5 protein-coding genes and 1 pseudogene are annotated in these 12,724 nt (G+C 61.3%); 5 read left to right on the top strand and 1 reads right to left on the bottom strand.

All coding sequences use genetic code 11. The features are described 5' to 3' along the window. Positions 1-98: 98 nt before the first annotated feature. The 5 genes and pseudogenes from FHW68_RS23295 to cysC all read left to right on the top strand — a co-directional run. Positions 99-1,334: pseudogene (locus tag FHW68_RS23295) on the top strand (glycosyltransferase family 39 protein); the annotation flags it as partial. A gap of 232 nt (positions 1,335-1,566) precedes the next feature. Next, positions 1,567-2,403 carry a sulfotransferase gene (locus FHW68_RS23300; protein ID WP_183683322.1) on the top strand — a complete coding sequence of 279 codons (837 nt, stop codon included), beginning with the start codon at positions 1,567-1,569 and terminating at the stop codon, positions 2,401-2,403. Between the two features lie 134 nt (positions 2,404-2,537). Further along, the gene (locus tag FHW68_RS23305) at positions 2,538-9,737 is read left to right on the top strand and encodes an Ig-like domain-containing protein (protein WP_409258780.1); all 7,200 of its coding nucleotides are present in this window, start codon (positions 2,538-2,540) and stop codon (positions 9,735-9,737) included. Between the two features lie 39 nt (positions 9,738-9,776). After that, positions 9,777-11,291: a TolC family protein gene (locus FHW68_RS23310; RefSeq protein WP_183683324.1), complete on the top strand. Its 1,515-nt coding sequence runs from the start codon at positions 9,777-9,779 to the stop codon at positions 11,289-11,291. Further along, positions 11,275-11,880, top strand: a complete 606-nt coding sequence (gene cysC, locus FHW68_RS23315) for an adenylyl-sulfate kinase (RefSeq protein WP_183683325.1) — start codon at positions 11,275-11,277, stop codon at positions 11,878-11,880. The genes FHW68_RS23310 and cysC overlap by 17 nt, the downstream gene beginning before the upstream one ends. An 85-nt stretch (positions 11,881-11,965) precedes the next feature. On the opposite strand, the gene FHW68_RS23320 is transcribed toward cysC, so the two are convergent. After that, positions 11,966-12,724, bottom strand: a complete 759-nt coding sequence (locus FHW68_RS23320; protein WP_095633589.1) for a slipin family protein — start codon at positions 12,722-12,724, stop codon at positions 11,966-11,968.

Genomic DNA, 12,724 nt, shown 5'->3' on the forward strand with positions numbered 1-12,724 from the left:
TCGTCCGTCGCAAGGCCAGCATCGACGTCGGGCTCGCGCCTGTCCTACAGTGCTGGGAAAGCTTCGGTTTTTCACTTGGCCGTTGCAGAGGGAAGGCAATGGAGGCGCGCAGAGAAACACCGCTGGGCGATACCCAGGACCCGCATGCGATGCCGGGATCGTGGGCGGCTGCCCGTCGCTTGCTGCGATGGGCGCGGGAGCATTGGCTCCTGTCGATTCTGATGTTGGCCGCGCTGGTGCGTTTTTACCACCTGACGACGGCAGCGATCCGGGGCGACGAAGGGTCCAGCCTGTTGCTGAGCCAATATTCCCTGGCCGGGATCTGGGAGCACGCGGCCCATGGTGTGCATCCACCCCTGTATTTCATGCTGCTGCATGGCTGGGTCGACCTGTTCGGAGATGGCATTTTTTCGATTCGCAGCCTGAGCGCGCTGCCGGGGATTGTCACGGTGGGGCTTGGCGTCTGGTTGGTGGACTTGCTCGCTACCCGCCGTGCCGCGTTGCTGGCCGGGGTCCTGCTGGCGCTGCTGCCCACGGCGGTGCATTACAGCCAGCAAGTGCGTATGTATTCGTGGCTGGGGCTGTGGCTGATCGGTGCCACGATTGCCTTGATGTATTGGATCAAGCGACCGCAACGCACACGCTACCTGGTGATTTATACCCTGCTGATGAGTGCGGCGTTCTACACCCATTACTTCACAGCGTTTTGCGTGCTGTGTCACTGGCTGTATCTGGGACTGATCCGCGTGCAGCCAGGGTATCGATTACGGCACATTCAGCGCTCTGGCTGGTGGCTGGCCAATATGGCGATTGTGGCGTTGTACCTGCCGTGGGTGCCCAATCTGTTCGATCTGCTACAGCATACGGATCAGCTCAAAGCCAATGGCGACAGGGGATGGGAGGCGTTCGTCACGCTCGGCTCATTACCTTCGATGATCTGGTCGTTCCTGATCCAGGACGATAGCGAGAACTTGCCCACGCTGATTTTTATCGCGCTGCCACTGGCGTTGCTGGCTTTGGCGGGTGTGGCGCTGACGCGCGATCGCAGTGTTTTCCGTGGCAGTGCGCTGGCGCTGATCTATACCGTTCTCCCATTGTTGCTGGTATTTGCGGTGTCGTTCATAGCCCCGGTGTTCATCGAGCGCTACCTGAGCGCTTATGCCCTGGGCTTGCCGATGCTTGTAGCGCTGGCCATCGATCGTTTGTACGCGGACTTCAAAGTAGTGGCGCTGGCTGTGCTGGTACTGTTTGTCGGCATCGAGCTGGTGGGGCTGAAGAACAATGCCACGGTGGATAGCAACGATCAGATCAGCGTCATGGTCAGCTATGTGAACTTTGCCACAGGGTTGGCAGCGTCTGAGTGAAACCGGGGCGGGCGGCGCCAAGGCACGTTTATATGTGCTGAGGTAAGCCGCATCCAAGGCTTAATCGATTCATCTTTCAGTCAGTTATATGCATCACCTTTTTCAGTCGATTTAGCTCCGATTTGATATCAAAACACCACTAGTCGTATGGCCATTCATGGTCTACGCTCGTCATACAAATGGACTTCTGGCGGGTGAATGGATGCAGCGCTTTCACTTTATTTCCGGCTTGCCGCGTTCAGGCTCGACCCTTCTTTCTGCCATTCTTTTGCAGAATCCGCGTTTTCATGCCGGTATGACCAGCCCCGTGGGTGCGCTCTTTTCCGGTGTTCTGGAACAGTGCAGCGCCGGCAGCGAATTCGGTGCGGTGATCGACACCGACCTGCGTCGCCGTCTGTTGCGTGGCCTGTTCGACTCTTACTACGCCGACAAGGCCGATAAACCGGTGGTGTTCGACACCAACCGCCTGTGGAGTTCGCGCCTGCCGGCGATCAGCGATCTGTTCCCTCAAGCCAAAATCATTGCCTGCGTGCGCAATGTCGCTTGGGTCATGGACAGCATCGAGCGCTTGTACCGTGCCAACCCCTTCGAAAACACCAAGCTGTTCGGCGATGCGGTCGAACGCAACACGGTCTATAGCCGCTGCGAAACCCTGGCCCAGCGCAATCGGCTGGTGGGGTTTTCCTGGGCCGCCCTCAAGGAAGCCTATTACGGCGAACATGCCGACTCGTTGCTGATCATCGATTACGACCTGCTGAGCCAGGCGCCGGAGCGGGTGATGCGCCTGGTCTACGATTTCATTGGCGAACCCTGGTTCGAACATGACTTCGACCATTTGGCCTACGACGCACCGGAATTCGATCAGGCCCTCGGCCTTTCGGGGCTGCATAAGGTGAAGGCCAAGGTCCAATTGCAATCCAGGCGAACGATCCTGCCGCCGGACCTGTTCAAGCAGTACGCCGAGTTGTCCTTTTGGCTCGATGGTTCAGCCAGCGCCGCCAATGTCATTCGTATGAAAGCCGACGCCGCGATCAGTTGATCGCGGCGTTTTCATTGATGCCTCAGAAAGTTCGAGTCCGGGTGAGCAACATGTGGTGGAGCAAAGGCAAGTCGCGGGTTACCGAAGGCGCACGAGCGCTGGCCTCGCCGATGATCATGTCCCTGGAGCCCCGCATGCTGTTCGACGGCGCGGTGGCCGCCACGGTTGCCGATACTGCCCAGGCGGACAGCCCTGCCACCGCCGAGGCGGTCAAAGCGCCGACGGCCGATCAACCGGTGGCCAGCAAAGATACTCACGGCCAGGCCGATGCAACACCGGCGCCAGCACCCGTTGCAGTGCCGGGGCAGAGCGTGGTGTTTGTCGATTCGCGGGTCAAGGATGTCGACAGCCTGCTTCAAGGCGTTGCGCCCGGCACCCAGGTGGTTCAGCTGGATGCCAGCCAAGATGGCCTGCAACAAATCGCCGATTATCTGGACGGCCATCAGGGCATCAGCTCGGTGCAGATCATTGCTCATGGCAATGCGGGCGATTTGTGGCTGGGCAATAGCTACTTGTCTGCCGACAACGTCGCGGCCCGCAGCGCAGTGCTGGCGGAAATCGGCAAGGACATGAACGTCGGCGGCGATATCCTGATTTACGGCTGCTACACCGCCGACGGCGAGCGCGGCTTGAATTTTATCGACTCGCTGGCTCAATTGACCGGCCGCGATGTGGCCGCCTCCAGCGATCGCACCGGCCTGGGTGGCGACTGGGAGCTGGAAATTGCCACCGGCAACATCGAAAGCGCCAACGTCCTCTCGGCCACGGCCATGAGTGAATATCAGTGGGGCCTGGCCACCTGGACCGCCACTAACAACGCCAACACGGGCGTCGGTTCGCTACGCGCGGCCATCGCCTCGGCGCAGAACGGCGATATCGTCACTTTTAGCAGCAACATGACGGTACAGCTGACGTCCGAGCTGCTGATCAACAAGAACATCACCGTTGATGGCGACTTGAACAACGACGGCGCGGCTGACGTGATTCTCGACGGTCAGTACCGGACCCGAGTGATGGAAGTGACGTCTGGCAGTATCGTGACCCTCGATGGCCTGGTGATTACCCGTGGCCTGGTGTCGGGCAATGGCGGCAACGGTGGCTATGGCGCCACGGGCGCGATGGCCGGGGGGATTTTCAACGCAGGGATTCTGACCCTGAACAACGTCAGCGTGACCTCCAACGCCGCTTCCGGTGGTGGTGGCGGCGGCGGTGTCACCGGCGCTTTTTACGGCGGTGGCGGTGGCGGTGGCGGCGGTTTGGGCGGCCAGGGCGGCGGGCATGGCGGTTCGGCAGGGCCGGGCACCGGCACATTGGGCGGCCAGGCGGGCGGCGGCGGTGTCGGTGGTTACGGCGGCGGTTATGACGCCACCCACATGGGCGGTCGCGGCGGTACCACCACCGGCGGGGCTGGCGGCGTAGGCGTTTCCTATTACAGCAACGGCGGTAACGGTGCATCGGCCACCAATGGCACGCTTTCCATTGGCGGCGGTGGCGGCGGGGCCGGTTGGGACAAGGTCGGTGGCGCTGGCGGCAACGCGGTGGGCGGGATCTACAACGCCAGCAGCGGCACCATAACCATCATTGGCACCTCGACCATCAGCAACAACATCGGTGCCGGCGGTGGCGGCGGCGGTGGTGGTGGCCAAGGCAGCAATGCCAGCAATGGCGGCATTGGCGGCCGTGGCGTCGGTGCGATCTGGAACAAAGGCACGCTGTTGATCACAGCCGCCAACTTCGCCGCTCTGGCCGGTAATGCCGCGGCCAGTGGCGCAGGCGGTACCGCGCAGGGCGGTGGGAGCACCGGCACCTCGCCAACCGCAGTCGGGACCATCTATAACGACGGCGGCGTACTCAACACTGCGTATGCACCGCCGCCGACCGCGACCATTGTGATCGCTGACACCACGCTGAGCATCGGTGAAACGTCCCTGGTGACCATTACGTTCTCCGAGGTGGTCATCGGTTTCAGCAATGCGGATCTTACAGTCACCAACGGCACCTTGACCGCAGTGAGCAGCAGCGATGGCGGCCTCACCTGGACCGCAACGTTCACGCCGACCGCCAGTATTTCCGATACAAGCAACGTCATCACTCTGGACAATACCGGTGTGATCAACATTCTGGGCACCGCCGGCGTCGGCACCACCGACTCCAATACCTATGCGGTCGACACCGTGCGCCCGACGGCCACCATTGTGGTCGCAGACACGGCGTTGAGAGTCGGCGAAACCTCGCTGGTGACCATTACGTTCAGCGAAGCGGTCAGCGGCTTCACCAACGCGGACCTGACCATTGCCAACGGCACCTTGAGCGCGGTGAGCAGCAGCGACGGCGGCCTCACCTGGACCGCGACTTTCACGCCTAGTGCGAGCATTACCGACACGAGCAACCTGATCACCCTGGACAACACCGGAGTCAGCGACCTGGCGGGCAATGCCGGCAGCGGCACTACCGATTCGAACAATTACGCCATCGATACCCTACGGCCAACGGCAACCATCGTGGTGACAGACAATGCGCTGAGAATCGGTGAAACATCGCTGGTGACCATCACTTTCAGCGAAGCGGTCAGCGGCTTCACCAACGCGGATCTGACCATTACCAACGGCACTTTGACCGCGGTGAGCAGCAGCGACGGCGGCATCACCTGGACTGCGACTTTCACGCCGAGCGCGAGCATCAACGACACCACCAACCTGATCACCCTGAACAACACCGGCGTGGCGGATCTGGCGGGCAACTCCGGCAGTGGCACCACCGACTCGAACAATTATGCGATCGATACGCTTCGTCCAACCGCAACCATCGTGGTGACAGACAATGCGCTGAGAATCGGCGAAACCTCGCTGGTGACCATCACCTTCAATGAAGCAGTCAGCGATTTCACCAACGCCGACCTGACGATTGCCAATGGCACCTTGAGCGCGGTGAGCAGCAGCGACGGCGGCATCACCTGGACCGCGACGTTTACCCCGACCGCCAGCATCACCGCCCCGACCAACCTGATCACCCTGGACAACACCGGCGTGGCGGATCTGGTGGGCAACGCCGGCAGCGGCACCACCGATTCCAACAACTTTGCGGTCGATACGGTGCGGCCAACGGCAACCATTGTGGTCGCAGACACGGCGTTGAGAATCGGCGAAACCTCCCTGGTGACCATCACTTTTAGCGAAGCGGTCAGCGGCTTCACCAACGCGGACCTGACCATTACCAACGGCACCTTGAGCGCGGTCAGCAGCAGCGACGGCGGCATCACCTGGACCGCGACCTTCACGCCGAGCGCGAGCATCAACGACCCCACCAACCTGATCACCTTGAACAACACCGGCGTGGCGGATCTGGCGGGCAACACCGGCAGCGGCACCACCGATTCCAACAACTACGCCATCGATACGGTGCGTCCGACCGCCACGATTGTGCTGGCCGATCCCACACTGACCGCAGGCGAAACCTCGCTGGTGACCATCACCTTCAGCGAAGCTGTCAGCGGTTTCACCAACGCCGACCTGACCATCGCCAACGGCACCTTGAGCGCGGTGAGCAGCAGCGACGGCGGCATTACCTGGACCGCGACCTTCACGCCAACCGTCGGCGTGAATGACCCGAGCAACGTCATCACCCTGAACAATACCGGTGTGGCCGACATTGCCGGCAACACCGGCAGCGGCACCACCAACTCCGGCAACTACACCCTCGATACGGTGCTGCCGACCGCCACTATTGTCGTTGCGGACAACGCCCTGAGAATCGGTGAAACGTCACTGGTGACCATCACGTTCAGTGAAGCGGTCAGCGGTTTCAGCAACGCTGACCTGACGATTGCCAACGGCACCTTGACCGCGGTCAGCAGCAGCGACGGCGGCATCACCTGGACCGCCACCTTCACCCCCACAGTCAGCATTACCGACGCGACCAACCTGATCACATTGGACAACACCGGCGTGCAGGCTGCCGCCACCGGTAACGTGGGCAGCGGCACCACCGACTCCAATAACTATGCGGTCGACACCGTGCGCCCGACGGCCACCATTGTGGTCGCAGACACGGCGTTGAGAATCGGCGAAACCTCCCTGGTGACCATTACGTTCAGCGAAGCGGTCAGCGGCTTCACCAACGCGGACCTGACCATTGCCAACGGCACCTTGAGCGCGGTGAGCAGCAGCGACGGCGGCATTACCTGGACCGCGACCTTCACGCCGAGTGCGAGCATCAACGACCCCACCAACCTGATCACCTTGAACAACACCGGCGTGGCGGATCTGGCGGGCAACACCGGCAGCGGCACCACCGATTCCAACAACTACGCCATCGATACGCTGCGTCCGACCGCCACGATTGTGCTGGCCGATCCCACACTGACCGCAGGCGAAACCTCGCTGGTGACCATCACCTTCAGCGAAGCGGTCAGCGGTTTCACCAACGCCGACCTGACCATCGCCAACGGCACCTTGACCGCGGTCAGCAGCAGTGACGGCGGCATCACCTGGACCGCGACCTTCACGCCAACCGTCGGCGTGAATGATCCGAGCAACGTCATTACCCTGGCCAATACCGGCGTGGCCGATCTGGCCGGCAACACCGGCAGCGGCACCACCAACTCCGGCAACTACACCCTCGATACGGTGCTGCCGACCGCCACTATTGTCGTCGCGGACACTGCGCTGAGCGTCGGTGAAACCTCGCTGGTGACCATTACCTTCAGTGAAGCGGTCAGCGGTTTCTCCAATGCTGACCTGACCATCGCCAATGGCACCTTGAGCTCGGTGAGCAGTAGCGATGGCGGCATCACCTGGACCGCAACCTTTACGCCGACCACTGCCATCACCGACACCAGCAACGTCATCACCCTGGATAACAGCGGTGTACAAAACGGCTCGGGCAACGCCGGCAGCGGCACTACCGATTCCAACAACTACGCCATCGACAACGTGCGCCCGACGGCCACCATCGTGGTCGCGGACGCGGCGCTGGGGGTGGGGCAAACCTCGGTGGTGACCATCACGTTCTCCGAGGCAGTGACCGGTTTTACCACGGCCGACCTGACCGTGAGCAACGGTACCCTGAGCAATCTGAGCACCAGCGATAACATCACCTATACCGCCACCTTGACGCCGACGGCGAGCATCACGGATTCGACCAACCTGATTACCCTGGACAATACCGCAGTGATCGACGGGGCAGGCAACACGGGGACCGGCACCACCGATTCGAATAACTACGCCATCGACAGCCAACGCCCGACCGCCACTATCGTGCTGAGCGACACGACCCTGAAACCGGGCGAAACCGCGCTGGTGACCATCACCTTCAGCGAAGCGGTAACGGGTTTCGACAACGCCGACCTGAGCGTCGCCAATGGTACGTTGAGCGCGGTGAGCAGCAGCGACGGCGGCATCACCTGGACTGGGACCTTCACTCCGACCGCCGGGATTACCGACACCAGCAACCTCATCACCCTGAGCAACAGCGGCCTCTCGGACCTGGCCGGCAATGCCGGATCAGGCACCACCAACTCGGCCAACTATGTGGTGGAAACCGAAGTGCCGACCGCCACCATCGTGGTCGCCGACAACGCGCTGAAGGTCGGGGAAACCTCGTTGGTCACCATCACGTTCAGCTCGGCGGTCAGTGGTTTTGACAACGCCGACCTGACGGTAGCCAACGGCACCCTCAGCAACGTTTCGTCCATCGATGGTGGCGTGACCTGGACCGCGACCTTCACACCTGCGGTCAGCGTGACGGATACCACCAACCTGATCAGCCTGAACAACAGCGGTGTGACCAACGTATCGGGCAATAGCGGCGTCGGCGTGACCGACTCCAACAACTACGCGATTGATACCGTTCGCCCGACCGCGACCATTGTGGTGGCGGACAATAAACTGGGCATTGGTGAAACTACCACGGTGACCATTACCTTCAGTGAAGCGGTGTCCGGATTCGATCTGGCGGACCTCAGCGTGGCCAATGGCGTGCTGTCCAACCTGGCCAGTAGCGACGGCGGTGTGACCTGGACCGCCACACTCACACCAACCGCGAGCCTTGACGATGCGACCAACCTGATCCTGCTCGACACCGGCAATGTGCTCGACGCGGCGGGTAATGCCGGCGCCAGCATCGCCATTTCCAACAACTACGCACTCGATGCGACTCGCCCGACCGTCACCATCGTGGTTGCCAACCCGAACCTGGGCATCGGCCAGACGACACTGGTGACTTTCACGTTCAGTGAGGCGGTCAGCGACTTCGATTTGTCGGACTTGAGCGTCACCAACGGCGAGCTGACCAATCTGGCCAGCAGCGACGGCGGCAAGACCTGGACCGGAACGTTCACACCCACCGCGAGTATCACCGACCCGAGCAATTTCATTGCGCTGGACACCAGCAACGTGACGGACCTGGCGGGCAACATCGGCGCCAGCGTCGCGGTATCCAACAACTACGCCATCGACGGCGAACGGCCGACGGCCACGGTGGTAGTTGCCAACCCCAACCTGGGCGTGGGCCAGACCTCATTGGTGACCTTCACCTTCAACGAAGCAGTGAGTGGCTTTGACCTGTCCGACATCAACGTGGCGAACGGCAGCTTGTCCGGTTTGAGCAGCAGCGATGGCGGTAGAACCTGGACTGCGACCCTGACGCCGAACGCTAACGTCAGCAGTGGCAACAATGCGATCAGCCTGAGCGTCGCTGGCGTCAGCGATTCAGCAGGCAACACGGGCAGCGGTGTCAGCCTGTCGAACAGCTATGCGATCAATACAGTCGTTGCACCGTCATCGCCGATTGTCGTGGTGCCGCCGGAACCCGAGTTCCGGGTCACGGTTCCTGTCAGCGTGCCCGATCTGCCCAACGTGCCATTACAGCCGATCATCTTTACGCCACCCACTGGCGATCTCGGCTCGCCACTGACCTTTACCCCGCTGTTTGAACAGCGAGTGATCGGCAACGGCATTCGGCCTTTGGGCGATATTTTCATGAGCCATGGGGCGCTGACGCCCAGCTTTATCGCCCAGGTATTCAGCAGCAGTGAAAACGGTGGCGATGGCTCAGGTCACGGCTTCCTCGGTTTTGGCGGCGGCGATGGCGGGGTTTTTGGCAGCAGCACGCTGTCGAGTCTGTTCAATCAGGACACGGTCAGCGAGGGGGACTCGCTGAATGCCTTCGGCAATAACTCAATCAGGATGGGAGATGTTTCCCAAGGACTGCGCGGCGTGTTTGGCGCACCGAGTCTTGGCCAGCAATTGCAACAAATCAAAGACACCGAGCAGCGGCAGGTCGAAAGCCTGGCCGCGGCTTTGCAACAGGTCGGCATCAGTGAAATGCAGGCCTGAAGAAACCATAAAGCAAGGCGGCACCCGGGGGCTCCAAGGATGAAGAGAAGTCAGAAGTTATTCGGTGCCAGCCTGCTGGCGCTGGCGATCAGCGGTTGTGCAGTGACCAGTGAACCGATCGAACGCAGCGTCAGCCAACAGCGCGCCAAAAGCGATCTGCAAAACATGTACAAGGGACAGGAGCCCCTCAGTGGCCCGCTGACCCTGCATCAGGCCATGGCCCGGGCGGTGAAATACAACCTCGAAGGCCGGCTCAAGATCATGGAAGAGGCCCTGGCCAAGCGCCAACTCGACCTCGCCAGTTTCGACATGCTGCCGCGCATGGCGCTGGATGCCGGTTACGTGGGGCGTAACAACGTCAGCGCCTCCAGCAGCCAGAGCGTCGAGACCGGGGCCCAGTCCCTGGAACCGTCGACCTCCCAGGACCGCGACCGTGAAGTGGCAGACCTGACCATGGTCTGGAACGTGCTCGACTTTGGTGTCAGCTACATCAGCGCCAAGCAACAGGGCGACCAGCGACTGATCGTCCAGGAGCGTCGGCGCAAGGTCATCAACACCATCGTGCAGGATGTGCGCTCGGCCTATTGGCGAGCCATGGCTGCCGAACGTTTGCTCAAACAGATCGACAGCCTCATGGCCCGGGTCGAAACCGCTCGCACCAATAGCCAGAGCATGAGCGAGCAGCGTATCGGCGATCCGATTCAGGCATTGGGCTATCAACGCTCGTTGATCGAAGCCACCCGCCAACTGGAAGAACAACGCCGCGCACTGTCGCTGGCGAAAACCGAACTGGCGACCTTGATCAACCTGCCGCTAAGCACCCATCTGACGCTGGCGACCCAGGACGATTACGTCATCCCGGAACTCAAGGTCGACCTCGCCAGCCTGGAACAGGAAGCCCTCACCAGTCGGCCGGAGTTGCGCGAGCAGGATTACCAGACCCGCATCAGCGCCGCCGAAACCCGCAAAGCCATGCTGCGTCTGCTGCCGGGGCTGGAGTTTGCCGCAGGCGGGCATTACGACAGCAACTCGTTTTTGGTGGAGCAGGGCTGGGCGGATTATGGGGTGAAAGTCACCTGGAACCTGTTCAATGTCATTTCCGCGCCCGCCGCGATTGACGTTGCCAAGGCCGGTGAAGAAGTCGCCGCGGCGCGCAGGCAGGCGATGTCGATTGCCATCCTGGCGCAGCTTTACGTGGCCAACGCCAACTATCGCGAAGCGATGCGGCAGTTCAAGACCAATCAACAACTGTCAGACATCGATGGGCAAATCGTCGGCCAATTGCGCAATCGTCATCAGGCGGCGGGGCTGGGCGAACTGGACCTGATCCAGGGCGAGCTGAACACCTTGCAGGCGGACCTGCGACGCGACCTGTCTTATGCCGACCTGCGCAACGCTTACGGGCAGATCTTCGCCAGCGCCGGTCTCGATCCGCTGCCGGACGAAGTGCAATCGACCGAAGTCCAGTCCATCGCCACGGCCCTGGCCAATCGCGAAGAGGCGTGGGCGGCGGGCAATATCTCAGTGCCGGTGGCCCATGCCCCGGTCCAATAATCTGCTGGCGCCGATGGCGAGCATCAGCCGCGCCCAAAGGGAGACCCGCAACGGCCATCGGGGCACGGCAATGTTGCTGACCGGTTTGCCGGCCGCGGGCAAATCGACATTGGCCCAGGCACTGCACGCCGAGTTGTTCGAGCACGGCGTGCAAAGTGTGGTGCTCGATGGCGATGGACTGCGGGTGGGGCTCAATCGCGATCTTGGGTTCAGCGACAGTGATCGCCTGGAAAACATTCGCCGCGCCAGTGAGCTCGCGGCACTGTTGGTCGAGAACGGGCAAATTGTCATCCTCGCGATGATCGCGCCTTTGATGGAGTTGCGTGAAGTGTTCGCCCGACGGTTGGGTGAGGATTACCGTGAAGTCTGGTGCAGCGCCTCGTTGGCGGTGTGTGAACAGCGTGACCCCAAAGGTCATTACGCCAAGGCTCGACGGGGTGAGTTGGCGGGTTTCACCGGTATTTCCGCGCCTTACGAACCACCGCCATGCGCATCGCTGGTGCTCGACACCGGTGCGCAATCGATCGAGGCCTGTCTCGATCGTTTGCTGACCTGGCTCGGTGAATGCGCGGTGTTGCCGAAACGATAAGTCGGGCACGGTATCTACAATGGCCCGGCGTACACCTGTAGGAGTTGCCGAAGGCTGCGATCTTTTGGCGCCCGGAGATTATTCCTCAAGGCTTCGACGACAAATCCGCCATCCCCTTGAGGAACTCGATCGGCAGCGGAAAAACGATGGTTGAACTCTTGTCGCCGGCAATCGAACTCAGCGTCTGCATGTAACGCAGTTGCATGGCCCCCGGCTGACGGCCGAGCATTTCGGCGGCCTGCATGAGTTTTTCCGAGGCCTGCAATTCGCCTTCGGCGTGGATCACCTTGGCCCGACGTTCCCGTTCGGCCTCAGCCTGCTTGGCGATGGCGCGAATCATCGATTCGTTGAGGTCCACGTGCTTGATCTCGACGTTGGCCACCTTGATGCCCCAGGCATCGGTCTGCGCGTCGAGCACTTGCTGGATGTCGACGTTCAGCCGTTCCCGTTCAGCCAGCAATTCATCGAGTTCATGTTTACCGAGCACTGCCCGCAATGTGGTCTGGGCCAGTTGGCTGGTGGCCATGAGAAAGTCTTCAACCTGAATGATCGCTCTTTGCGGATCGAGCACGCGAAAATACAGCACCGCGTTGACCTTGACCGAGACGTTGTCGCGGGTAATCACATCTTGGGCCGGCACATCGAGCACCACGGTGCGCAGGTCGACACGCACCATTTGCTGAACCACCGGAATCAGCAGGATCAGGCCGGGGCCCTTGACCTGCCAGAAGCGCCCGAGCTGGAACACCACGCCGCGTTCATATTCGCGCAGGATGCGGAAGGTCGACCCCGCCAGTGCAATCAGCAATAACAGCAGCGTGGCAAAACCCAGTTGCAGGCCCAT

Origin of the sequence: Pseudomonas sp. Tn43, from assembly GCF_014192635.1 — a bacterium.
In the GTDB taxonomy this organism is placed as follows: Bacteria; Pseudomonadota; Gammaproteobacteria; order Pseudomonadales; family Pseudomonadaceae; genus Aquipseudomonas.

Excerpts from the sequence above, each read along its gene's own strand:
- FHW68_RS23320 (WP_095633589.1), bottom strand. The coding sequence starts at position 12,724 with ATGGGCCTGCAACTGGGTTTTGCCACGCTGCTGTTATTGCTGATTGCA.
- FHW68_RS23305 (WP_409258780.1), top strand. The coding sequence starts at position 2,538 with ATGCTGTTCGACGGCGCGGTGGCCGCCACGGTTGCCGATACTGCCCAG.
- cysC (WP_183683325.1), top strand. The coding sequence starts at position 11,275 with ATGCCCCGGTCCAATAATCTGCTGGCGCCGATGGCGAGCATCAGCCGC.
- FHW68_RS23300 (WP_183683322.1), top strand. The coding sequence starts at position 1,567 with ATGCAGCGCTTTCACTTTATTTCCGGCTTGCCGCGTTCAGGCTCGACC.
- FHW68_RS23310 (WP_183683324.1), top strand. The coding sequence starts at position 9,777 with ATGAAGAGAAGTCAGAAGTTATTCGGTGCCAGCCTGCTGGCGCTGGCG.